Here is a 22957-nt window from a genome sequence, read left to right on the forward strand (position 1 = left end):
GGGGGCGGGCGCGACTAGAGTGGACGAGGAGTTCCGACGGCACGCGAAAGGGAGGGTGTTTCACGTGAAACAACCCGAGAACGCGGGGGCCGCCGCACCCTTCTCGATCGACGACACCCCACTGGCTCGCGAACTCGCCGATCTGACGGCCCGCCGCCGTGMCCTCGAAGCGGTCTCCATCTCGTTGAGTGGCCAGACCCGCATCCTGACGGTTTCGAACCAGAAGGGTGGGGTGGGCAAGACCACCACCACCGTGAACATCGCGGCGTCGCTGGCAGCGATCGGGGCGAAGGTCCTTGTGATCGACCTCGACCCGCAGGGCAACGCCTCCACCGCGCTCGGGGTGCCGCATACCGCAGACATTCCCTCGATCTATGACGTGCTGATCGACGACTTCTCGCTCGCGGACATCATTCAGACCAGTCCCGAGTCTCCCAACCTGCTGTGCGCGCCGAGCACGATCCACCTCGCCGGCGCTGAGATCGAGCTGGTCTCGCAGGTTGCTCGAGAGCATCGGCTGCGCACCGCGCTCGACGATTACCTTCGGGGGCTCGAAGAGCGACTGGACTTCGTCTTGATCGACTGCCCCCCGTCGCTCGGACTGCTGACGATCAATGCCTTCACGGCTGCGCGCGAGCTCCTGATCCCGATTCAGTGCGAGTACTACGCACTCGAGGGCCTCAGTCAGCTCCTCAGCACCGTGCGGATGATCCAGAAGCACCTGAATCCGCAGCTTCGCCTCTCGACCATCCTCCTGACGATGTACGACGGGCGCACCCGCCTGGCGCAGCAGGTCGCCGAGGAAGTCCGCGAGCACTTCGCCAACGAAGTGCTTCGCACCGTGATCCCGCGCTCGGTGCGGGTCTCAGAGGCGCCGAGCTTCGGCCAGACGGTGATCGCCTACGATGGGCAGTCGGCTGGAGCTGTGGCGTACCGCGAAGCCGCGGTCGAAATCATCAAGCGGGACAGCGAATCCGCGACCAAGGGGGACTGATGGCCAAGCGAACCGGCCTGGGGCGGGGGATCGGCGCCCTGATCCCGACCAGTGAGAGCACCGAGGCGCGTCCCGTCGACGTGTTCTTCCCTGGGGCGTCCCTCAACCCCAGAATCAGCGACGACACCGACACCGACACAGAGATCGAGCAAGCTGCCCCCGATCTGGTCGAGGTGCCCGGCGCGCGGCTCGTGCACATCGATCCGCACACGATCGTTCCCAACCCGCGCCAGCCGCGGACGCACTTCGACCAGGATGACCTCGCCGAACTCGTCCACAGTGTGCGCGAATTCGGCGTGCTGCAGCCTGTCATCGTGCGCGACCGCGGTGACGGCACCTACGAGCTGATCATGGGCGAGCGCCGCACGCGTGCGGCGCGGGAGGCCGGCCTCGACTCGATCCCCGCCGTCGTCCGCGACACCGCCGACGAGCATCTTCTGCGTGATGCGCTGCTCGAGAACCTGCATCGCTCGGAGCTGAACCCACTCGAGGAGGCGTCCGCCTACCAGCAGCTGCTCGAGGACTTCGGCATCACGCAGGAAGAGCTCGCCGGCCGAATCGGGCGCTCCCGTCCGCAGATCAGCAACACGATCCGCCTGCTGAAGCTTCCGCTGCCGGTGCAGCAGCGCGTGGCCGCCGGGGTGCTCACCGCCGGTCACGCACGCGCGATCCTCTCGCTCGGCACCCCCGAGGCCATGCAGCGGCTCTCCGACAAGATCGTCAACGAGGATCTCTCGGTGCGGGCCGCCGAAGCCGCCGCGAAGACCCCGGAAGCCGTGGCGACGCGACCGATCAAGCCTCAGCCCGGGGCGCGACGGGCGCATCTCGACGAGGTGGCCGAACGCCTCGGCGATCGCCTCAACACCCGCGTCCGCATCGCTCTTGGCGCCAGAAAAGGCCAGATCAGCATAGATTTCGCGAGCATCCAGGATCTCAACCGGATTCTCGACGAACTGGGCGAATCGGACTACGGCGCGCGCTGAGCGTCCTCTAGTTCGGCAGCCCGGCGGCGCAGCAGGGTGGCCTCGGAGTCGTTGCCGGGAAGAGCGGCCGCCATGCGGAAGGCGGATGCCGCGGCATCCGCCTGTCCCAAACTCTCGAGCAGCTCTGCGCGGACGGCGTGCAGCGGGCGGAAGTCACCGAGTTCCGCTGACAGGGCATCCACGAGCGGCAGTGCGACCTCTGGGCCCTGCGCCATCGAGATGGCCACCGCCTGGTTGAGCCGCACGACGGGGGACGGTGCAAGCTCCAGTTGAGCGTCGTACAGCCGGACGATGCGCGCCCAGTCGGTGTCCTGGGGCGTGGGAGCCAGCGCGTGGCAGGCCGCGACGGCGGCTTGGAGACCGTAGTACCCGAGTCCTCGGTCGAAAGATTCGGCGCGCGCGAGCGCGGCACGGCCCCGCTCGATCGCGGAGCGGTCCCAGCGCGAGCGATCCTGCTTAGCGAGGGTCAGTGGCAGCCCGTCCGGGCCGATCCGGGCGGCGAACCGCGACGACTGGAACTCCATGAGTGCAATCAGCGCGAACACCTCGGGCTCGTCCGGCGTGATCGCCGCGAGCTGGCGCCCCAGGCGCACCGCTTCACGTGCGACATCGGGCCGCACCGGGTGTGCGCCGTCCGTGGGCGCGTAGCCCTCGGTGAAGAGCAGATAGAAGACCTGGAGGACGCTCGCGAGCCGTGCGGGCCGCTCGGCGCGCGCGGGCACCTCGAACGGCACGCCTGAGTCGGCGAGGGCGCGCTTCGCCCGCACGATGCGCTGCTGCGTGGCGGGGATGGTGATCAGCAGCACCCGCGCGATCTGCTCGGTAGTGAGGCCGGCCACGGTGCGCAAGGTGAGGGCAAGCCGTGCCTGTGGGGCGAGGACCGGGTGGCAGGCGATGAACACCAGCCGCAGGACGTCATCGTCGATCCGATCCGGATCCCCTGCCTGCGCCACCGGATCCCGGTGTTCGCCCCCGATGAGCTCGTTTCCCAGGAGGATTTCGCGCTCTTCGAGCCGTTCCCGGCGCCGCCAGCCGTCCACGGCGCGCCGTTTGGAGACCGTCATCAGCCAGGCTCCCGGATTGTCCGGGATTCCGCTCTCGGGCCACGCCACGAGCGCATCGAGGAGCGCCGCCTGGGCGAGATCCTCCGCCCACGAGAAGTCGCCTGTGTACCGGGTCAGCGCGGCCACGATGCGTGCGGATTCGGCACGCCAGACGGCTTCGACGGCGCGACGGGTGCGGTCGTCACCCATGGTGAGCGGCGTCTCCGGACGGTCGACGTAGGCTGGTGGCATGGGACTGGACGAGACGCCCCACCGCCGCAGGGCGAGCCTGGAACTGCTTCGTGCCGAGGCATCCGACGAACTCGCCGCCGTCGTCCACGAGCGCCTGCGCGCCGGTGAGGACCCCTGGGACTTCATGGAAGACCTGCCGAGCGTCGATGAACTCGTGGTGTTCATGCTGCGCGCCGAGAACATCGCCGCGAACGATGGAGCGCGCCCCAACGCGGCGCGCCACTATCGCGTGCTGCGACAGATCGCCCTCGAGTATCCGGAACTCACCCGTGCGGTGTGGCGGCTGCTCGGCGACGCGAACACGCACCGCCGCTGGGATGCGGTGGTGCGTGCCGACGCGTCCTGAGCTCACACCTGAGCCGCGCGCCACTCCTGGGCCTTCTGGAGCCATTCGTTGTCCTCGGGCAGGTCGACTTCGGAGAATTCGTTGACACGCCGCACCTCGAGACTCACCCCGGGGCCCAGTGGGCACTTCTTCGCCCAGTGCTCGGCTTCCTCGCGAGTGGCCACCTCGAGGATCCAGAATCCCGTGAAGACCTCGCGCGCTTCCGCATAGGGGCCGTCCGTGACAACCGGCGGCACCGTGGAGAAGTCGACGCGGAAACCTTCGCTCGCATCGGCGAGGCCCTCGGCGGAGAGGAACACGCCGGCCTTCTGCATCTCCTCGTTGTAGGCGCCCATCACGGCGACCACCTGCTCCATGTCGAGGTCTTCTGAGGCGCGGGCGGCTGCTTCGGGCTCGACCTGCATGATCATCATGTAACGCATGTTCCTGCTCCTTCTCGGTGTACGAGCCTGCGCTCGGAGGGGCCTGAACGCCTGCCTCACACTGCACGTCGAACGGTCGGGGCCCAGATCGACAGTCTGAGGCAAAACTCTTCAGATGTCGATGGATGCCGATCGAAGCATGTATGCGAAAATCCCCGGTGAGCGCAGGAAAGGCGCACCGGGGATTTCGTCAATGTCAAGGTCTACGCGAGGTACTCCGCGAGGTCCTGCTCAAGGGCGAACTTCGGCTTGGCGCCGATGATCGTGGTCTGCACCTCGCCCTTGCTGAACACCTTCATCGCGGGGATCGAGGTGATCTGGTACTTCATCGCCAGGTCGGGGTGCTCATCGACGTTGAGCTTCAGAACCGTGATCTTCGAGGGGTGCTCGGCCTGGATCTGGTCGAGCACAGGCGCGACCATCCGGCACGGCCCGCACCATTCCGCCCAGAAGTCCACGAGCACGGGGCCGTCGGCCTCCAGCACGTCCTCTTTCCAGGTCTGCGAGGTGGTCGACTTGGCAGTCATGTGTTCTCCTTTGTGGAAGTCTTCTCGTTCGGTGGAACGTCGATGGGCGCGAGAGTGTTCCCGAGCCTGCACCGACGATGCGACGGTGGGGCTCAGGCGGCGTCGACCCGTACGTGGGCGTCGATCTGGTCGGCGTTCACATCGGGTGCGCCGGCTTCGCCGAGGGCGGCGAGGTAGTGCTCGACGTCGAGGGCGGCGACCGTCCCGCTGCCGGCGGCCGTGACGGCCTGTCGATAGGTCGGGTCGATGACGTCGCCGGCCGCGAACACTCCGGTCACTGACGTGCGCGACGAGCGCCCGTCAACCCAGACCGTTCCCTCGGCAGTCAGTTCGAGCTTGCCGTGCACGAGGTGGGTGCGGGGGTCGTTGCCGATCGCGACGAACACACCCTCGAGCGGCAGCTCACGGGTGGAGCCGTCGACCGTCGAGGTGAGCACGGCGCCGGTGACGGCATCCGTCCCGATTATCTCTGAGACCTCGCTGTTCCAGACGAACTCGATCTTCGGGTTCGCGAACGCGCGGTCCTGCATGATCTTGGAGGCACGCAGCTCGCCGCGGCGATGGATCACGTAGACCTTCGAGGCGAACTTCGTCAGGAAGGTCGCCTCCTCCATCGCGGAGTCGCCCCCGCCGACGACCGCGATGACGCGCTCGCGGAAGAAGAATCCGTCGCAGGTGGCGCAGTACGAGACGCCGCGACCCGACAGTCGGTCTTCACTGGCGATGCCGATCTTGCGGTGGGCGGATCCGGTGGCGAACACGATGGATTCCGCCTCGTGGGAGGCGCCGCTGCCGAGCTTCACGCGCTTGACGGGACCGTCGAGGTCGAGCTCGATGACATCGTCGTAGAGCACCTCGGCACCGAAGCGCTCGGCCTGCTCCTGCATCTTGGTCATGAGGTCGGGGCCCTGGATTCCCTCGGGGAAACCGGGGAAGTTCTCGACATCCGTCGTGTTCATCAGCTCGCCACCTGCTTCGACGGAGCTTGCCACGACGAGGGGGTTGAGGTTCGCGCGGGCAGCGTAGATAGCCGCCGTGTAGCCTGCCGGACCCGACCCGATGATGATCACCTGACGCACGTGCGTCCTCCTTTGATGGTTCCGGATGCCTCAACACATGGTAGCCGCGTGGCATTCCACGAAACCTGGGTGTGTCAGCGGCGTCCGGGCAGCATGCCCTTGATCATCGCCACGGCCGGGCCGAGTTCCGGCGCCCGCAGCAGCGCCAGGAACCCTGCGTAGACGAGGACGGAGACGGTGCCGATGACGAGCGTCCCGATCGCTCCGAGAAGCCGATCCGACGCCATCCATCCCTCGACGCCTCCGGAGAGCTCGAAGATGAGCCAGCCTGCGGCGCCCGCCGGGACGGCTGCGAGCGCGAACCGGCCGAGCGACAGCATCCACACCCGCACGGCGATGCGGCCGAGGCGCCGGCGCAGCAGGAATGTCGCAACGATCACCTGAACGAGGCTCGACAGGGACTGACCGAGCGCGACACCGGCGGCGAGCACGTCGACGGGGAGGATCCACGCCGCGACGAGAGCGGTCACGACCACGAGCGTGCACTGCAGCAGGGTGAAGAAGAACGGGGTGCGGGTGTCGTCGTAGGCGTAGAACGTGCGCTGGATGACGAACAGCACGGCCAACGGCACGAGCCCCACCAGGAAGCAGATCAGCACCAGCGCGGCATCGACGGCCTGGTCGGCGGAGTCGGTGAAGATGCGCGAGGCGGGGATCGCGGCGGCCATGAGCGCGGCCGTCGCGATCACGATGAACAGGCCGAGGGTGCGGATGCTGCGGCCGATGTCGCCGCGGACATCGTCGTCGCGTCCGGCATGGGCGTGCTCGCTGAGCTGCGTGAAGTACGGCGTCCCGATCGAGAGCACGATGATCGAGTACGGGAGCATGAAGATGAGCCAGGCGTTCAGCACGACGAGGTTCGCCGCCGCCTCTCCGGATGCCCCGGACAGGACCCGCGACTGGATCCATCCAGCCAGCTGCCCCGCGATCACCATGAGGAACGTCCAGCCGGCCAGCCGCCCGAGCTGGTTGAGGCCGACACCGCGCCAGCGGAAATCGGGGCGCAGGTGCAGCCCGGCCCGTCGCCAGAAGAGGAGCAGGACGACGGTTTGGATCACGATGCCGAGCGTTGCTGTTCCCGCGAGCAGCGCGATCATCTCAGGGGTCCAGTCCTCGACCTGGGTCTGGCCGGGGCCGAAGATCACGATGAAGAGTGTGAACCCGGTGATCGAGACGAGGTTGTTCACGATCGGGGCCCACGTGTACGGGCCGAACACCCGCCGGGCGTTGAGGATCTCGCCGAGCAGTGCGAAGACGCCGTAGAAGAAGATCTGGGGCAGGCACCAATAGGCGAACGCGGTGGCGAGCGCCAGCTGGTCAGGCGTGAAGTCCGGAGCGTAGATCGCGACGAGCCACGGTGCGATCGCGATAGCCAGGCCGGTCGTGACGATGAGGACCACGGTGCCGAGCGTCAGGAGCTTCGAGATGAACGCCTGGCCGCCGTCGGCGTGGGCGCTGACCTTCACGATCTGCGGGACGATCACGGCCGTGAGGAGTCCGGTCGAGATGATCACGTAGATGTTGTTCGGCAGCTGGTTGGCGACCGCGAACGCGTCGCCGGCGAAGCCGATGGCGCCGACCGCGGCGACCAGCACGATGGTGCGCAGCAGCCCGGTGACTCTGGAGACGATCGTGCCGGCGCCGATCAGGACGCTCGCCCGCGCGATACCGCTCACGGGGCGGGATCCTCGGGGGTAGGAGCGTCGGACGCGACTTCTGCTGAGCGTCGGGCGTTACGGCGGCGCAGGAGGGTGCGCACCAGACCCAGGACGAGCAGACCACCGGCGAGGATCGCGAGGATGACGATGCCGATCCCCTCCCAGTCGGCGCGGACGTGGACATCCGCGTACTGCGGCTGCCCGATGGCGACGCCCGCAGTGCTCTGGAGGGAGAGCGTGAGCGTGACGTCGCCGTTGCCGATCTGCGCCTGAACCGGCACTTCGGCCCGTGTGTTGCTGTTGGGCAGGGCCGTGACCACGGTGACCGGCTGAACTTCGAGGCGGAGATCGTCAGGGGATGCCAGCAGCTGCACGGTCACCGGGTACGGGAGGTCGTTGCGCACCCACACCGGAATGCCGGCACCGGAGCTGATGAGCTGGATCTGACTCGGCGGCAGGATGCCCACCGAGTCGAGCGTCTCGGCGGTCTCGGCACGGTGTGCGATCACCGCCGCATTCCATGGCTCGGGCGTGGGGATCCACGCGTTGCCCAGCAGTTGGAGGATCTCGGCCCGCTCGGGTCCGGTGAGCAGAGACGGGTCGCTGAGGATGGTGGCGAACTGGGTGAGGGCGGCTTCCTCCGATGCGAGGGCGGATGCCGTGGCCACGCGTGCGTCGTCGACCGCTGCGTCGTCGACCGCGACCGAGGCGGCAGTCGAGTTCACGACACCGCCGAGCGTGATGGGCTTCACGGCGGGCGCGCCCAGGGCGGTCGTGATCGCAGTCCGCAGGGCGACCCGCGAGCGGTCCTCGCCTCGATCGAGGGTGACCAGGAGCGGGGCTCCGTCGGTCTCGCCGACCGCGAACGCGAGATACGCGGTCGCCGCGGTGAGGTGCGCGCCGCGGATGGCGGATTCGCCCTGAAGCGACGCTTCGTGAAGCTCGCGGGAGACGGCGGAGTCGTAGATCAAGGCACCCGCATCGTGGTCGGAGCCGCGCGCCGCCACGGTCGAGCCGTCCGCACCCTGCGCGGTCGTCTCGGACGGGATCATCGTGAGCCCGTGCTGGTCGTCGACCGTCAGTGCCCCGAGCGTCTCGACGACCGCGGCGCCTGCGGTGCCGGTCGCCGGCCAGAACACTCCCGCCCGCCCTGCGCCGATGTCGAGGAGGGTGTCGAGGTCGGGATAGACCGGAGCGAGGGGGTCGACCGAGGGGCTGGGGGTGGGCGTCGGTTCTTGCGACGGTTCGGTCACCGGTGCGAAGTCGACCGGTGCCAGATAGGCCTGCAACGAGGTCGGCTGAAGCGGGGGCACGAGCCCGGCCTGCACCTCGGCCGCGACATCCGCGTCTCCGAACTGCAGGGCGAAACGCGAGTTGGCGAGCCCCTCCAGTCGGGCGAGCCAGCTGAGCGCACTGGGTGGGGCGGAGGTGCCCAGCGCGCGAATCGCGGCGGGGATGGCCGGGTCGACCGCGAGGATCGCCTCGGTGTCGTCGACGGCGTCGAGTTGGGCGGTGAGGGAGCCGTTGGGGGCGGTCAGGTCGGTGAGCTCGAGTGCCGTCAGGAGCCCCTCCGCGGTCGCCGGGGCCGTGATCGGCACGACGATGCCCAGTCCGATCGGCGAGGCGGAGTCGTCCGGCACGATGATCGCGCTCGTCGACGTGAAAGTGCGGGTGGCGGTCGTGAGCGTGGCGACGAGCGGGTAGACGCCCGGCGTGAGCCCGCTCAGGCCGGGCGCGTCGGCGGCGACCACCAGGCTGTCGGTCTGTTCGGCACCAGGACCGACGGCGCCGATGACCTCGGACGCCACCTCCGTCAGTGCGACGTCCGCCGTCTCGCCGGCGAGCCAGGAGTCGAGTGCGGCGCGGGTGGCGAGCGCCTCGTCGGAGAATTCGAGCGCGAGGTTCCCGGGCTCTACCGAGGCAGCCGTGCCGTTCTCCAGCGTGACCGACGCGTACAGCGCTTCCCCCGGCCTGAGGATGCCGTTGCCGACAGGGGCGAGGGTGAAGATCGCCTCTCCCGGCGTGGGGCTCGGGGTGGGTGACGGCGTCGTGTCAGCCACCGCCGAAAGCGGCGACGCGACCAGCGCTGCAGCGGCGACGAGGCCGGCGATGAGACCCCTCGTGCGTGCACGAAACCGCCGTGCGGGGCGCACGGGCGGCTCGGGGGCAACGGTCATGATGGGGGTTCGCTCCTGTGCGATTGCGGGCCGCACGGTCTGTGCGATTCTACGGTCCGCCCCGATGAGACCCCTGATCGCCGCTCGCAGTTCACCGGTCCTGGACGCGGTGTCAGGTCGGCACGGTTGAATGGCCTGGTGCCGACACCGCTTCCTGCCGACCCTGATCCTGCCCGGTGCGCCGCCTTCGCTGCGGATCTGCGCGACGCGGGATTCCATGCCGAGGCCTTGCGGTCGGCGTGGGGCGACGTCGCCGACGACGCGATCGCACGCGGACTGCGGCGGCCGGCTGATCGCGCGCTGGGCGATCGCGCGGACCCGCTCGCGGTCCTCGGCCGAATACTGGTGCTCGGGATGCCGCAGCCGGCGGAGCTCGTCGACGCTGCGCTCCCTCGCACCGGCGCGGATGGCCTCGTCGCACTCGGACTCGCAGAGCACGTCGTAACGCCGGAGGGCTCCGCCATCCGTCCCCTCGCGCTCGTGCGCCCCCAGCCGTTCGCCGACGCCTCGGGCGACGCCTCCGCCGGCACCGGGTGGTGGATCGCGAGCGACCTCGATGAGGCGGCGCTGGGCGGTCCGCTGCCGGAGTCGCACGTGCTCGGCGCGGGCGGTGCGTCGCTCACGCTCGCCGGCCTGCAGCTCGAGACGCCCGCGGGTCGAGGACTCGACATCGGCACCGGATGCGGCATCCAGGCCCTCCGTGCACGCCAGACCGTCGACCGCATCGTGGCGACCGACATCTCCGCCCGCGCCCTGGCGTTCACTCGGCTGAACGCGCTGCTCAACGGGGTGGACGCCATCGAGACGCGCGCGGGCAGCCTGTTCGAGCCGGTCGCGGGCGAGCGCTTCGACCGGATCGTCTCGAATCCGCCGTTCGTCATCACCCCGCGCGCCGCCGGAGTGCCGGACTACGAGTATCGCGACGGCGGGCTGGTCGGCGACGCCCTGGTCGAGGCGTTCGTCTCCCAGGTCGGGATGCATCTCGAGCCAGGGGGCGTCGCCCAGCTGCTCGGAAACTGGGAGACGCGCGACGGGCTCGATGGTCTCGACCGGGTGCGCGGGTGGGTCGCGGCATCCGCTGTTCCCCTGGAGGCATGGGTCGTCGAGCGCGAAGTGCTCGACCCGCTCTCGTATGCGGAGCTGTGGATCCGGGACGGCGGAACGCTGCCCGGCACCCCGGCATACGCGCAGCTGATCGACGCCTGGCTCGACGATTTCGCCTCCCGCGGGGTCTCGACGATCGGGTTCGGCTACGTGCTGCTGCGTCGTCCGGTCGGCGCGCCGAGTCTCGAGCGATACGAGCGGCTCGGCCAACCGCTTCCGGTGGGCAGAAGCCTCGGCGGTCACCTCGGCGAGGCCCTCGCCGCACACGACAGGCTCGCGGCGCTCGACGACGCGGGGCTCGCGGCATCCGTCCTCGTCGTCGCTTCCGATGTCACCGAGGCGCGCCACCAGCTGCCCGGCGATGAGGCACCGCAGGTGATCGAACTGCGGCAGGGCGGCGGGTTCGGCCGCACGCTGCAGGTCGACCCCGGCACGGCGGCGCTCGTCGGCGCGTGCGATGGCGACCTCGCGGTCGGCGTGCTCATCGATGCCATCGCCGACCTCCTCGAGGTGGACGCCGCGCTCCTGCGCGCCGACATCCTGCCGCGGGTGCGCGAACTGGTCTTCACGGGCTTCCTGCGCCTGCCTTGACCCCCACCGTTCTCTGAGGCAGGCCTCGGTAGGCTCGAAGCATGCTCAAGATGGCCGAGGGCGTGGCCCGCCTCGGCGCGCTCGCCGAGATTCCCGTGGTGGCGAAGCTCGCCCGCGCGTTCGCCGACGCAGGGTTCGAGCTCGCGATCGTCGGCGGCCCGGTGCGGGACGCACTTCTCGGCCACGCGACGAACGACCTCGACTTCACCACGGATGCCCGCCCGGACGACATCCTCCGGATCGTCAAGCCGATCAGCTCCGCGCACTGGGACATCGGGCGCGCGTTCGGCACGATCGGCGCCCGGATCGCGGGCGAGCAGGTCGAGATCACCACCTACCGTGCCGACAGCTACGACGGGGTGACGCGCAAGCCGACGATCGCGTTCGGCGACTCCCTCGAAGCGGACCTCGTGCGCCGCGACTTCACGGTCAACTCCATGGCGCTGCGGGTGCCCGAGCGCACCCTGGTCGATCCGACAGGCGGGGTCGAAGACCTGCTGTCCCAGCTCCTGCGCACTCCGGCCGATCCGCGGGTCAGCTTCGGCGACGACCCCCTCCGCATGCTGCGCGCCGCCCGCTTCACCGCCCAGCTGGGCTTCATCGTCGAATCGGGGACCGAAGCGGCCATCGCCGAACTGCGATCCACCCTCTCGATCGTGAGCCCGGAGCGCGTCCAGGGCGAGATTGTGCGGCTTCTGCAGACCGACGACCCGGTGCGCGGCATCCGTCTCCTCGTCGAGACCGGCCTCATCGACCAGTTCCTTCCCGAGGTCTCGGCACTGCGCCTCGAGATCGACGAGCACCACCATCACAAGGACGTGTACGAACACTCGCTGACCGTGCTGCGGCAGGCGATCGCCCTCGAGCGCATGAGGAATCCGGATGCCGCGCCCGACGTGCCGCTGCGCCTGGCGGCCCTGCTGCACGACATCGGCAAGCCCTCGACCCGAAAGCTCGAGCCGGGCGGCGGCGTGACCTTCCATCACCACGACGTGCGCGGCTCGCGACTGGCCCGCAAACGCCTGCAGGCCCTGCGCTTCGACAGCGACACCACGAATGTCGTCAGCCGGCTCATCGAGCTGCACCTGCGGTTCTTCGGCTATTCCGAAGGCGCGTGGACCGATTCGGCCGTGCGCCGGTATGTGCGGGATGCCGGAGCCGAACTGGATCGACTCCACATCCTCACCCGCGCCGACGTGACGACCCGCAACCAGCGCAAGGCGTCGCGGCTCGCGCATGCGTACGACGACATCGAGCGGCGCATCGACGAGTTGGCCGAGCAGGAGGAGCTCGACGCGATGCGTCCCGAGCTCGACGGCAACCGCATCCAGGAGGTGCTCGGCATCGGCCCCGGCCGCGAGGTCGGCGAGGCGTATCGGTTCCTCCTCGACGTCCGCCTCGATGAGGGCCGCATCGGCGAGGAAGAGGCCGAGCGGCGCCTGCGCGACTGGTGGGCCGCTCGCGGCTGACCCGCCCTCGCGGGGTCAGGGGCTGGCGGCCAGGGCAGCCCGCACGAGGAACGTGACGTCGATGCTCACCACCCCCTTTGGCGTGAGAACGGATGCCGGATCCACGATCGCCTCGTGGGCGGGCGCCTCGGTGATCGCGGCCGTCTGCGTTTCGGCGATCACGGTGTCACCGCGGGAGTCGGCTCCGGCGTGGCGGCGGGGGTGACGGCCGGAGTGGCGGCATCCGCTGCCGTGACCGGAACCGCCGGGACGAAGGGGAACGGGAAGATCGGCGTCGTCGCCTTCGACGTGTCCGGGTTGCCGGTGTCGTCGACGGGAGCATCGGCCGGCAGCTCAGCGAGGGGGTATACGTTCCAGATCGGGGCACGACCGGGTACCGACAACGCGACGGGGACGGGGCCGCCGCCGTACAGGAAGTAGTCGTCGACCGGCGTCGTTCCGCCCGCATCACCAACCGTGGTGAGCGGCCGGCCGGACTGATCGAAGAGCTGCACGTCGGTGAGTGGAGTGCCGTCGGCGTCGTACACGAAGATGTTCCGGATGCGCTCGCCATCGATGGTGAGGCCGGGCTGACTGGTGTCGACATACTCGACCCCGCCACTCGGACCCGACATGTATGACATGAGGGCAGCGAGCAGAACCGGCACGAAGATCACCGCCGCGATGTCGATGATCACGCGCACCACCCGCAGCCACGCGAAGGGCAACCAGCGACCACGGCCCCATTGGATGCTCAGCAGCATCATCGCGGCGAAAAGCACGACCGCCGCGGCGCTCGCGGGCAGCAGAGTTCCGATCCCGGTCACGATGCCCAGGCCGAAGTACAGCACCCAGCCGCGCAGCAGCCACCACACCGGGCGGAGTGCGACGAGCAGGTCGATCGTCCACGCTCCTGCACGATTCGCGCGAATCCGCCGAAGCATGCCAGCGCCGGACGCGATCACCCGTTCCCGCACCGTCGGGCCAGGCGCCGGCGTCTCGGCCCGCTCCGGGAGCCCCGCGGCCGCGCGCAGCTCTGCAGCGTACGTCGCGGCATCCGGAATCTCGAAGCCCTCGCTCTCGGCGGCCTGCTCGAGAAGATCGGCTTCGAGGCCATCGACGAGATCGTCGACGTCATCGGCGGGCAGGTCGTCGAGATGCCGGCGGACGGATGCCGCGAAGGCGGCGATCTCTGGGGCCGTGGTCGTCGCGGTCATCGGTTCTCTCCGATCGTGCGCAGGGTCTTGGTGGCGGGAGCTGGAACGTCGAGCAGGCCCGACATCGCGGCARCGAAGCTTCCCCACTCCACGCGCTGGGTGGCGAGCATCTCCCGGCCCTGCGCGTTGATCGCGTAGTACTTGCGGTGCGGCCCACCGTCGGACGGAACGACGTAGCTCGACAGCGCGCCCGCGCTGTAGAGCCGGCGCAGGGTGCCATAGACCGAGGCGTCGCCGACGTCGCCGAGTCCGGCATCCCGGAGGCGCCGGACGATGTCATACCCGTACGCGTCGTCGTGCTGGACGACGGCAAGCACGGCGGCGTCGAGCACCCCCTTCAACAGCTGGGTGGTATCCATCCCGCCTCCTCGCGACTCACTATGCGATGGACAGTACCACGGAATGCGCAGTAGTGCGCGAAGCGCGGAAGCGTTCTCTCCAAGCGTGTCGGTCGAGGGCTGAGATCGCGCCCGGCGCTTCGGCCTGGCAGGGTGGGTGCCAGGTCTGGGAGGACGACAAGACGATGAGCGGAACCACCGAAGCAGACGACCCGACGGCCGCGCTCGTGGCGCTCGCCGAGAGCCGCGGCGTCGCCACGTCATATTGGTCGTTCTTCGGCGATCGCGTCGAGGTGCCGGCCACGACTCTGCGGGCCGTGCTGCGGGCCATGGGCGTGACAGCTGAGACGGACGCCGAGGCCGAGCAGGCCATCGCCGATGCTGAGGAACGACTCTGGCGCGAGCTGCTGCCGCCATCGCTGGTCGTTCGCGTGGGATCCGGCGAGCTCAGCGTGCACGTCGCGGACGCTCACGACGTCACCCTGACCGTCGAACTGGAAGACGGGTCGTGGCGCGGCATCCCGATTCCCGATCAGCGTCCCGACTCGCGGATCGTCGATGGCGTCGTGGTGTGGCACGTCAGCGTGCCGCTGCCCGCGGATCTGCCCCTCGGGTGGCACACGGTCCACGCCCGGCAGCGGCCGTTCGGCGCGGATAGCGACGATCGCACGGCCGCCGCCCCGCTCGTCGTCACCCCCGACCGGCTGCCGGTGCCGCCTGGACGGCACGGTGGCAGGGCGTGGGGGCTCATGGCGCAGCTGTACTCGGTGCGCTCGCGTGGCTCATGGGGCATCGGCGACTTCGCAGATCTCGGCGACATCGCCGCGATCGCCGGAACGCATGGTGCCGACTTCCTCCTCGTCAATCCCATCCACGCGGCGGAGGTCACCCCCCGCATCGAGCCCTCGCCGTACCTGCCCGCGACTCGTCGCTTCCTGGCGCCCCTCTATGTCCGTCCCGAGGACATCCGCGAGGCGTCATATCTGTCGACCGAGGATCGTGCGGTGATCGCGCGAGTCCGCGAGACGGTGTCGGGATCGAACACGGATGCGTCCCGCATCGATCGTGATGCGGCGTGGCTGGCGAAGCGCGCGGCGCTCGAGATCGTCTTCGCCGCACCCCGCACGCCGGGCAGGCAGTCCTCGCTCGACGCCTTCGTAGCGCGGGAGGGTCGTCCCCTCGCCGACTTCGCGCTCTGGTGCGCTCTCGAGGAACACTACGCCGGCCGGCTCGCCGAGGGCGAGGAGCGTCCTGACGAGGCATGGGACATCGGATCGCCGCTCATCGCGCGGCTGCGGGCCGAGCTCGCGGAGCGGGTGGCGTTCCACTCGTGGCTGCAATGGGTCGCGGACGAACAGGTGCGCGCGGCGCAGGCGGCGGCGAAGGACGCCGGGATGCGCATAGGGATCATGCACGACCTTGCGGTGGGCGTGCATACGAAGGGGTCGGATGCCTGGTCCCTTCGTGAGACGTACGCCCAGGGGATGCTCGTGGGGGCGCCGCCCGACATGTACAACCAGCTCGGGCAGAACTGGAACCAGCCCCCGTGGCTGCCGGATGCGCTCGCACACTCGGGCTACGCCCCCCTGCGCGACATGATCCGCACCCTGCTGCGGCACGCCGGCGCCCTGCGCATCGACCACATCATCGGGTTCTTCCGGCTGTGGTGGATCCCGGCGGAGCTCGGCGCGGCGGCCGGCACGTATGTGCGGTACGACCATGAGGCCATGATCGGGGTCCTCGCGCTCGAGGCGCATCGCGCGGGTGCCGTCGTGATCGGGGAGGACCTCGGAAACGTCGAGCCGTGGGTGCGCGACTACCTGTCGTCCCGCGGCATCCTGGGCACCTCCGTGCTGTGGTTCGAGCACGAGAACGGCGGCCCGACACCGCCGGAGCACTACCGCGAGGCGCTGCTCGCGACGGTGAACACCCACGATCTGCCGCCCACAGCGGGCTACCTCGCGGGCGAGCATGTCGACCTGCGCGCGCGTCTGGGGCTGCTGACGCGTCCGGTCGCCGAGGAACGGGCGGATGCCGCGCGCGAGCGCGACACCATGCTCTCGATCCTGCGGCAGCGGGGGCTCATCGGCCTGGACGCCACCGAGCAGGAGATCGTCGAGGCACTGCACGTCTTCCTCACCGCTTCGCCGTCTCGGCTCCTGGGTGTGTCACTCGTCGACGCGGTCGGCGAGCGTCGAGTGCAGAATCAGCCAGGGACCGACCTGGAGTACCCGAACTGGCAGGTCCCACTCGCGGACGCCTCGGGTCGCGCAGTGCTGGTCGAGGACCTCGCCGACAACGCGCGGTTCGCGGCGCTGACGTCGGCGGTCAACGCAGCTCTGGACTGATCGCCCCGCAGGCCTTGCGTTTCGGTCTGGTTACGATACGTTCACCGGATTGCCGATCGGGCGCGCGGCGAACAAGGATAGCGGCAGGGTCGCACTCATCCGACGGCCCATCCCTTCCCAGCAGAGGTAGCACTATGTCACTGCACCACAGCAGGCGCGGCCGTCTCGGCCTCGCCATCGGCGCCTTCGGCGCTTCCGCCCTCCTCCTCGCCGGCTGCGCCGGTGGCGGCGGGGACACTGAATCCGCGGACGCCTCGGGCGAGCCGCTCATCGTGGGCACCACCGACAAGGTCACGACCCTCGACCCCGCAGGCTCGTACGACAACGGCTCGCTCGCTGTCCAGACCCAGGTCTTCCCGTACCTGGTCAACACCGACTACAACAGCAACGAGGTCGTCCCCGACCTCGCCGAGAGCGCCGAGTTCACCTCGCCCACGGAGTACACCGTGAAGCTCCCGGCCGGTCTGAAGTGGGCGAACGGCAACGACCTGACGTCTGCTGACGTCAAGTTCTCGTTCGACCGAAACCTCGCGATCGCTGACCCGAATGGCGCCTCGAGCCTGCTCTACAACCTCGACAGCGTCGAGGCGGTGGACGACACCACGGTGGTCTTCCACATGAAGGCAGAGAACGACCAGATCTTCCCCTTCATCCTGACGAGCTTCCCTGGCGCGATCGTCGACGACGAGGTCTTCTCGGCCGACGCGCTCACGGCCGACCAGGACATCGTCGACGCCAACGCGTTCGGCGGACCGTACGCGATCACGTCGTGGGACTTCAACAAGACCGTCGAGTTCACTCCCAATGAGAACTACCAGGGTCTGCTCGCTGCGCCGGTCAACGGCGGCGTGATCCTCAGCTACTTCGCCGAGTCCTCGAACCTGAAGCTCGCGGTTCAGGAAGGCGATGTGGATGTCGCATACCGCAGCCTCTCGTCGACCGACGTCGACGACCTGAGCGGAAACGACGCGGTCAAGGTCGTCAACGGCCCGGGCGGCGAGATTCGCTACATCGTCTTCAACTTCGACACGCAGCCCTACGGCGCCACGACCCCCGAAGCCGATACGGCCAAGGCGCTCGCGGTCCGTCAGGCCGTGGCCGACCTCGTCGACCGGCAGGAGATCTCGGAGCAGGTCTACAAGGGCACCTACACCCCGCTGTACTCCTACGTGCCCGAGGGCTTCGCCGGCGCGACTGACGCACTGAAGGGCCTCTACGGCGACGGCGACGGCGGCCCGGATGTCGACAAGGCAAAGGCCGCCCTCGAGGCAGCCGGAGTCACCACCCCGGTCGCGCTGAGTCTGCAGTACAGCCCGGACCACTACGGCCCGTCGTCGGGAGACGAGTACGCGCTCGTGAAGTCGCAGCTCGAGGAGAGCGGTCTGTTCGCCGTCGACCTCAAGTCGACCGAGTGGGTCCAGTACTCGAAGGACCGCACGGCCGACGTGTACCCCGCGTACCAGCTCGGCTGGTTCCCGGACTACTCCGACGCCGACAACTACCTCACGCCGTTCTTCCTGAAGGAGAACTTCCTCGGGAACCACTACGACAACCCCGAAGTCAACGACCTCATCCTGGAGCAGGCAGTCGAGACCGACCCGGCGACCCGCACCGCGGACATCGAGCAGATCCAAGAGCTCGTGGCGAACGACCTCTCGACCGTTCCGCTGCTGCAGGGTGCCCAGGTGGCCGTGGCCGGTGCCGACGTTGACGGGGTCATCCTCGACGCGTCGTTCAAGTTCCGGTTCGCACCTCTCACGAAGTAGTCGAACGATGACCGATGGGGCGGCTCGCGTGCGGGCCGCCTCATCGGCGTGCGGCGCTTTGCACCCTCACAGATAGGCTCCCCCCATGACGAGTGACGTCGTTGCGTCGATCGACCAGCCTCCGACATTTCTCGCGCGCCGGCGGGCGCGTTCCGGTGGGACGCTCGGCCGCTACATCTTGGTGCGGTTCCTCCTGATCATCCCGACGATCTTCATCCTCGTGACGCTCGTCTTCTTCCTCGTGCGACTGACGGGCGACCCCATCACGGCGGCGCTGGGCGGCCGGCTGCCCGCCGACCAGCTTCAGGAGCGTATCCACGACGCGGGCTATGACCGGCCGGCGATCGTCCAGTACCTCGAGTACCTCGGTAAGGTCTTCACCGGCAACTTCGGCACGACGCTCACTGACAATCGGCTGGTGACCGAGGTCGTCGTCCAATACGGACTGGCCACCTTCGAGCTCGTGATGTATGCGCTCATCATCGCGCTGGTCGTCGGCATACCCCTCGGAATGGTCGCAGCAGCCCGCCGCGATCGCGGCACGGATGCCGGCCTCCGCGTGAGCGCGATCCTCTTCTACGCGACGCCGGTGTTCTTCGCCGGCCTCCTCGCGAAGCTCGTCTTCTCGGTCTGGCTGGGCTGGTTCCCGGTGAGCGGTCGCGCGAGCGTGCGCACCGAGATCGCGCTCGAGCGTCAGGGCGGCACCGGCATCTACCTCATCGACGCCATCGCGTCGGGCAATCCCGCCTATGTGCAGGACGTCCTGCTTCACGCCGTTCTGCCCGCCATGGTGCTGGGGCTCGCGACGGCGGGCATCTTCCTTCGCCTGGTTCGGACCAACGTCATCGGCACGCACAACATGCCCTACATCGACGCGGCGCGCTCACGTGGCGTGAGCGAATACCGGCTGGTCCGGAGACATGCCTTCAAGCCCGCCCTCATCCCCATCATCACGGTCATCGGGTTGCAGATCGCCCTGCTCCTCGGGGGTGCCGTCCTCACGGAGACCACCTTCGAATGGCAGGGACTCGGGTTCCAGCTCGCGAAGTACCTCGGCTCCCGTGACTTCGTCGCCATTCAGGGCATCGTCGCGCTCATCGCCATCCTCGTCGCGCTCACGAACTTCGCGGTGGACGTCATAGCCGCCTTCCTCGACCCGAGGGTGAGGTACTGAGATGGCGAAGTCTGGCATCTTCACCCGCCTGCCCGTCGTGCATCAGCTGCGGCAGAGCGTCGGTCTGCAGCGCGGCATGCTCATCGCGGGCCTTGCGCTCACAAGCTTCTTCGCTCTGCTCGCGATCTTCGCACCATGGCTTGCGCCGTACGGCTTCGCCCAGCTGCGCGGTCCGGACGGGCTCTTCGGCGCCCAACAGCCACCGAGCCCGGAGCACTGGCTCGGAACGACCGTCGGTGGTTATGACGTGCTGTCGCGCACGATCTGGGGTGCCCAGACGTCGCTCCTCGTCGTCGTCGTCGCCCTGATCCTCTCGGTGTTCATCGGCATCCTGCTCGGGCTCGTATCGGGATATCTCGGCGGGTGGATGGACAAAACGGCGGTCGTCGTCGCCGACGCGATCTACGCCTTCCCGACCCTCCTGCTCGCGATCGTGGCTGCCATCGCCATCAGTGGGGGTCAATCCGGTCTCTGGCCGGGCATCATGGCGGCCGCGATCTCGATCACCGTCGTGTTCATTCCGCAGTACTTCCGCGTCGTCCGGTCCGAGGTGGTTCGAGTCAAGTCGGAGGCCTTCGTCGAGTCAGCCAAGGTCATCGGCGCCTCGACGCCACGCATCATGTTCGTGCACGTCCTGCGCAACGCCACGCGGACACTGCCGCTCATCGTGACCTTGAACGCCTCGGAGGCGATCGCGACTCTCGCCGCCCTGGGCTTCCTGGGCTTCGGCATCGAGCCGACGGCGGCCGCTGAATGGGGCTACGACCTCAAGGAATCGATCGGCGACGTATCCGCGGGCATCTGGTGGACGGCAATCCCGCCCGGCACCGCTCTGGTCCTCGCGATCCTGGGGATGACGCTCATCGGAGAGAGCCTGAACGACCTGGCCGACCCGCGCCTGCGGGCGCGTCRTCGTGCGACCAAGCAGACTCCGGCCGACGCCGTCGCCGCGTCCCAGCCGGCGACCCGCGAATTCATGGGAGAGGTCGAGTGATGGCTGCCGTACCCACAGCATCCGATGCCCTCGCGGTGGAGATCCGCGACCTCGATGTGACGTTCGCCACCGATGGCGGAGACGTTCGCGCCGTTCGCAAAGTGTCACTCGATGTTCGCCGCGGCGAAGTGCTGGCGATCGTCGGCGAGTCGGGCAGTGGCAAGACCGTGACCGCCCGGACCATCCTCGGCCTGCTACCCGAGACCGCTCTGATGCAGGGCACCGTCCTCCTCGACGGCACCGAGGTCATCGGGCTCGACAAGAAGGAGATGCGGGAAGTGCGCGGCACGAAAGCCGCGATGATCTTCCAGGAGCCTTCCACCGCGCTGAATCCCGTCTATACGGTGGGTTGGCAGCTGGCTGAGGGTCTGCGGGCGCACGGGAAGTACTCCAAGTCCGAGGCAAAGGCGCGTGCTGTCCAGATGCTCGGACGTGTCGGCATCCCCGACCCCGAGCACCGGGTGAACGACTACCCCCATCAGTTCTCCGGCGGACAGAAGCAACGCATCGTGATCGCGATGGCGCTCGCGCTCGACCCGACCGTCATCGTCGCCGACGAGCCGACGACTGCTCTCGACGTGACCGTACAGGCGGAGATCCTCCAACTGCTGCGCACGCTGCGCGACGAGGATGGCACCGCGATCGTCCTGATCACGCACAACATGGGCGTCGTCGCCGATCTCGCAGACCGCGTCGCGGTTATGTTGAACGGCGAGATCGTCGAAACCGCTCCCGCGCGCGATCTGTTCGCGGCGCCGCAGCACGACTACACGAAGCGCCTACTCGCTGCGGTTCCCCGTCTCGAGATCACCGACCGACAGCTCCCCTCATCAGACACCGCTGCAGAGCCTGTCGTCGTCGCGGACGAACTCGTCATCGAGTACGCCGGACGATTCGGCCGATCCATGTTCCGCGCCGTCGACCGCGTCAGCTTCTCGATCGCGCCCGGTGAGGTCCTCGGACTCGTCGGTGAGAGCGGATCGGGCAAGACCACCATCGGCCGCGCGATCGCGGGCCTGACACCGGTTGCCGATGGATCGCTTCGAGTGCTCGGCGTCGAGATGCGCGGGGTGAAGGAGCGGCAGTTCCGGCCGCACCGCAAGGAGCTGGGCTTCGTGTTCCAGGACCCGGCGACCAGCTTCAACCCGCTCATCACGATCGCGCAGAACGTCGCAGAGCCGTTGATCGTCCACGGCTCCGAGCGAGACGCGGTCGCGGTGCGAACCAAGGTCGACGAGCTTCTAGAGGCCGTGYAGCTGCCGAAGGCGTTCGGCGATCGATTCCCGCACGAGCTCTCGGGCGGTCAGCGCCAGCGGGCCTCGCTGGCCCGGGCTCTCGCTCTCGACCCGAAGCTGCTGATCGCCGACGAGCCGACGAGTGCCCTCGACGTCTCGGTGCAGGCGAAGGTCCTCGAGCTCTTCCAGGAACTGCAGGCGCAGTTCGGGTTCGCAACCCTCTTCATCACGCACGATCTCGCCGTCGTCGACATGCTCGCGCACAAGATCGTGGTGCTCCACAACGGAGTGATCGCGGAGGAGGGTCCGACCGCTCAGGTGCTCGGCAACCCGCAGGACCCGTACACGAAGCGTCTCATAGCGTCGCTCCCGGTGCCCGATCCCGAAGAGCAGGCCGCTCGCCGCGCTGCATGGAACGCGACGCGCGAGCTCTGACCGAGTTGCGCCCGCTACCGCAACGGGTGTGACCAACCACGCCCAGTCATCCGACTGCGATACTCTGCCCGGATCGCCCTTCCCACCGATGAGCGCCTGGCGTCGAGACTAAGGCCGAGGCTGCGTCACGTTTCCCGACCACGGCAGAGCGGCCGCTACCGTAGCGGTCATGACCGACAACTCGGAGCGCACAGCGCCGGCGTCCGGCGCGGCGTCCGCGGCGACCCTCCCGGCCGAACGGCTGAAGGCGTTCTGCGATGCCGTCGTGGCCATCGCGATGACGCTGCTCATCCTGCCGCTCATGGAGAGCGTGGGCGATGCCGCCGCCGACCACCTCACCTCGTTCGAGTGGCTGACCCAACCCCAGAACACCGGCCAGCTCTTCAGCTTCGTCCTCAGCTTCGTGCTGATCGCGAACTTCTGGCTGACCCACCACCGTCTCTTCGCCGGCATCCATCGAGTGACGAACGGCCTCCTCTGGCTGACGATCGCGTGGATGTTCACCATCGTCTGGCTGCCGATCCCCACCGCTCTGCTCGGTCAACTCGAGACGGATGCCGGGCAGGAGGTCCTCTACATCGGCACCCTCGCCCTGACCAGCCTCGTGATGTTCCTGAGCCGCCTGTATGTGCTGCGGCATCCATTGCTCCATGACATCCCCGAATCGCGCCTGCGCAGCGGGTTGACGGCGGACCTGGTGACCCTGGCGCTGTTCCTGCTCGCGCTCGCCGTCGCGCTGGTGTTCAAGGACGTGGGGTATTGGGCGATGTTCCTGCTTCTCCTGGTCGCGCCGGTGCACCGGCTCATCACGCGTCTGCGCTGACGG

The 22957-nt window shown here is 68.5% G+C and carries 20 protein-coding genes; 11 read left to right on the forward strand and 9 right to left on the reverse strand.

Features of this window, described 5'->3' with window-relative positions; genetic code table 11:
* Positions 1-64: 64 nt before the first annotated feature.
* Together AC1DVT_RS00005 and AC1DVT_RS00010 are read left to right on the forward strand one after the other, a co-directional pair.
* Complete coding sequence (locus AC1DVT_RS00005) at positions 65-994, forward strand: ParA family protein (RefSeq protein ID WP_477385433.1); 930 nt, start codon at positions 65-67, stop codon at positions 992-994.
* Positions 994-1977 (forward strand): ParB/RepB/Spo0J family partition protein, encoded by a 984-nt coding sequence (locus AC1DVT_RS00010; RefSeq protein ID WP_477385435.1) that lies wholly within the window; start codon positions 994-996, stop codon positions 1975-1977. The genes AC1DVT_RS00005 and AC1DVT_RS00010 overlap by 1 nt, the downstream gene beginning before the upstream one ends.
* On the opposite strand, the gene AC1DVT_RS00015 is transcribed toward AC1DVT_RS00010, so the two are convergent.
* The gene (locus tag AC1DVT_RS00015; RefSeq protein WP_477385437.1) at positions 1962-3272 is read right to left on the reverse strand and encodes an RNA polymerase sigma factor; all 1311 of its coding nucleotides are present in this window, start codon (positions 3270-3272) and stop codon (positions 1962-1964) included. The two genes, AC1DVT_RS00010 and AC1DVT_RS00015, sit on opposite strands and share 16 nt — an antisense overlap.
* On the opposite strand from AC1DVT_RS00015, the gene AC1DVT_RS00020 reads away from it, so the two are divergent.
* Entirely contained in the window at positions 3271-3618 is a 348-nt protein-coding gene (locus tag AC1DVT_RS00020) for a tryptophan synthase subunit alpha (protein ID WP_457099777.1), read from the forward strand. The two genes, AC1DVT_RS00015 and AC1DVT_RS00020, sit on opposite strands and share 2 nt — an antisense overlap.
* Positions 3619-3620: 2 nt before the next feature.
* On the opposite strand, the gene AC1DVT_RS00025 is transcribed toward AC1DVT_RS00020, so the two are convergent.
* From AC1DVT_RS00025 to AC1DVT_RS00045, 5 genes are all read right to left on the reverse strand, one after another.
* Positions 3621-4040 carry a YciI family protein gene (locus AC1DVT_RS00025; RefSeq protein WP_457099776.1) on the reverse strand — a complete coding sequence of 140 codons (420 nt, stop codon included), beginning with the start codon at positions 4038-4040 and terminating at the stop codon, positions 3621-3623.
* A gap of 203 nt (positions 4041-4243) precedes the next feature.
* Complete coding sequence (gene trxA, locus AC1DVT_RS00030) at positions 4244-4567, reverse strand: thioredoxin (RefSeq protein ID WP_457099775.1); 324 nt, start codon at positions 4565-4567, stop codon at positions 4244-4246.
* Positions 4568-4659: 92 nt separating this feature from the next.
* Positions 4660-5646 (reverse strand): thioredoxin-disulfide reductase, encoded by a 987-nt coding sequence (gene trxB, locus AC1DVT_RS00035; protein ID WP_477385440.1) that lies wholly within the window; start codon positions 5644-5646, stop codon positions 4660-4662.
* A 74-nt stretch (positions 5647-5720) separates the two neighbouring features.
* On the reverse strand, positions 5721-7322 hold the full coding sequence (gene murJ / locus AC1DVT_RS00040) for a murein biosynthesis integral membrane protein MurJ (protein ID WP_477385442.1): 1602 nt from the start codon (positions 7320-7322) through the stop codon (positions 5721-5723).
* Complete coding sequence (locus AC1DVT_RS00045; protein WP_477385444.1) at positions 7319-9481, reverse strand: DUF6049 family protein; 2163 nt, start codon at positions 9479-9481, stop codon at positions 7319-7321. Before AC1DVT_RS00045 ends, murJ begins: the two co-directional genes overlap by 4 nt.
* Positions 9482-9616: 135 nt before the next feature.
* On the opposite strand from AC1DVT_RS00045, the gene AC1DVT_RS00050 reads away from it, so the two are divergent.
* Together AC1DVT_RS00050 and AC1DVT_RS00055 are read left to right on the forward strand one after the other, a co-directional pair.
* Entirely contained in the window at positions 9617-11176 is a 1560-nt protein-coding gene (locus tag AC1DVT_RS00050; protein WP_477385520.1) for a DUF7059 domain-containing protein, read from the forward strand.
* 41 nt (positions 11177-11217) lie between these two features.
* Positions 11218-12645, forward strand: coding sequence for a CCA tRNA nucleotidyltransferase (locus AC1DVT_RS00055; RefSeq protein WP_457099770.1), 1428 nt, complete (start codon positions 11218-11220; stop codon positions 12643-12645).
* 15 nt (positions 12646-12660) lie between these two features.
* Here AC1DVT_RS00055 and AC1DVT_RS00060 read toward each other — a convergent pair whose 3' ends face one another.
* Genes AC1DVT_RS00060 through AC1DVT_RS00070 form a run of 3 tightly spaced genes read right to left on the reverse strand, consistent with a single transcriptional unit; the run spans position 12661 to position 14200 of the window.
* Complete coding sequence (locus AC1DVT_RS00060) at positions 12661-12807, reverse strand: hypothetical protein (protein WP_477385446.1); 147 nt, start codon at positions 12805-12807, stop codon at positions 12661-12663.
* Positions 12804-13841: a hypothetical protein gene (locus AC1DVT_RS00065; RefSeq protein WP_477385448.1), complete on the reverse strand. Its 1038-nt coding sequence runs from the start codon at positions 13839-13841 to the stop codon at positions 12804-12806. The genes AC1DVT_RS00060 and AC1DVT_RS00065 overlap by 4 nt, the downstream gene beginning before the upstream one ends.
* Positions 13838-14200 carry a PadR family transcriptional regulator gene (locus AC1DVT_RS00070; RefSeq protein ID WP_477385450.1) on the reverse strand — a complete coding sequence of 121 codons (363 nt, stop codon included), beginning with the start codon at positions 14198-14200 and terminating at the stop codon, positions 13838-13840. The genes AC1DVT_RS00065 and AC1DVT_RS00070 overlap by 4 nt, the downstream gene beginning before the upstream one ends.
* A 164-nt stretch (positions 14201-14364) precedes the next feature.
* On the opposite strand from AC1DVT_RS00070, the gene malQ reads away from it, so the two are divergent.
* From malQ to AC1DVT_RS00100, 6 genes are all read left to right on the forward strand, one after another.
* Positions 14365-16527 (forward strand): 4-alpha-glucanotransferase, encoded by a 2163-nt coding sequence (gene malQ / locus AC1DVT_RS00075; RefSeq protein WP_477385452.1) that lies wholly within the window; start codon positions 14365-14367, stop codon positions 16525-16527.
* 134 nt (positions 16528-16661) lie between these two features.
* Positions 16662-18293: an ABC transporter substrate-binding protein gene (locus AC1DVT_RS00080; RefSeq protein WP_477385454.1), complete on the forward strand. Its 1632-nt coding sequence runs from the start codon at positions 16662-16664 to the stop codon at positions 18291-18293.
* A gap of 85 nt (positions 18294-18378) precedes the next feature.
* Complete coding sequence (locus AC1DVT_RS00085) at positions 18379-19467, forward strand: ABC transporter permease (RefSeq protein WP_457099763.1); 1089 nt, start codon at positions 18379-18381, stop codon at positions 19465-19467.
* Position 19468: 1 nt separating this feature from the next.
* Positions 19469-20461, forward strand: a complete 993-nt coding sequence (locus AC1DVT_RS00090) for an ABC transporter permease (RefSeq protein WP_477385456.1) — start codon at positions 19469-19471, stop codon at positions 20459-20461.
* Complete coding sequence (locus AC1DVT_RS00095; protein WP_477385458.1) at positions 20461-22131, forward strand: ABC transporter ATP-binding protein; 1671 nt, start codon at positions 20461-20463, stop codon at positions 22129-22131. The genes AC1DVT_RS00090 and AC1DVT_RS00095 overlap by 1 nt, the downstream gene beginning before the upstream one ends.
* 169 nt (positions 22132-22300) lie before the next feature.
* A complete protein-coding gene (locus tag AC1DVT_RS00100) occupies positions 22301-22954 on the forward strand; it encodes a TMEM175 family protein (protein ID WP_477385460.1) in 654 nt (217 codons plus the stop codon).
* Positions 22955-22957: the final 3 nt, after the last annotated feature.

The organism is Microbacterium sp. P2_F9 (genome assembly GCF_056403635.1).